At 48.3% G+C, this 650-nt stretch carries 2 protein-coding genes; both read right to left on the bottom strand.

The annotated features are described in order from the left end of the window. A partial coding sequence (locus HMPREF3149_RS13780; protein ID WP_210385445.1) for a hypothetical protein occupies nucleotides 1–226 on the bottom strand: 226 nt, incomplete at its 3' end. Beyond that, nucleotides 210–518: a DUF362 domain-containing protein gene (locus HMPREF3149_RS14080; RefSeq protein ID WP_083280851.1), complete on the bottom strand. Its 309-nt coding sequence runs from the start codon at nucleotides 516–518 to the stop codon at nucleotides 210–212. The genes HMPREF3149_RS13780 and HMPREF3149_RS14080, both read right to left, overlap by 17 nt. Nucleotides 519–650: the final 132 nt, after the last annotated feature.

The raw sequence follows: 650 nt of genomic DNA, 5'->3' as shown, positions 1-650 counted from the left end.
CTTTCTCACGCGGGGAAAGACTGATCAACGCCTCACTTCCGGTCAAACGTCCATCAAACGAAAGCAGTTTGTCTATCCAGCGAGAAACCTCGATTCCTTCCCCTACTTGACGTTCCATTGCAGACCAGAGTGAATGAAACTTCGACTCAACGTCCAAACAGTTCGGCTCTGATGCGCCGGCTTGCACGCCTTTTCGACTTGGAAGCCGGCTAAAATTCTTCTTCACGTTGCTCTACCTTTTTCCAAAGCTCTTCAGGGGTACCGTTGCGCTGACCCTCCGAATCTTCATATATGCAATCCATCGGGCAAGCTTTCACACACTGCGGACAACCTGAGCAGAGTTCGGGGATTATTACAGGTCCATGATCAAGAACCACGATTGCCGCAAAAGCAACTGGGCAACGCCTAACACATTCTTGACAATTTATACACTCGCCCCCTGCAATAAAACGCGGAGGTCGTTTCCACCGTGAGTCAGGTTTTCGCTGCCGAATACGAGCTTTTAAGTCTGACACCATAAGGCAATCTCCCAGTTTCTCCCATCAACTCTTTGATAGTGAGCTACCTTACATCTCGCTGTACCTAGTGTCCACGATTACACGAGATTTGTTTTATTTATCTTGAGCGAACCACGGATTGAGCTTCTCTAA

Source organism: Corynebacterium sp. HMSC05E07, assembly GCF_001807225.1.
GTDB classification, from domain to species: Bacteria; Actinomycetota; Actinomycetes; order Mycobacteriales; family Mycobacteriaceae; genus Corynebacterium; species Corynebacterium singulare.
Note: the sequence above shows the minus strand (reverse complement) of the source record. Positions and strands in the feature narration are given on the sequence as shown.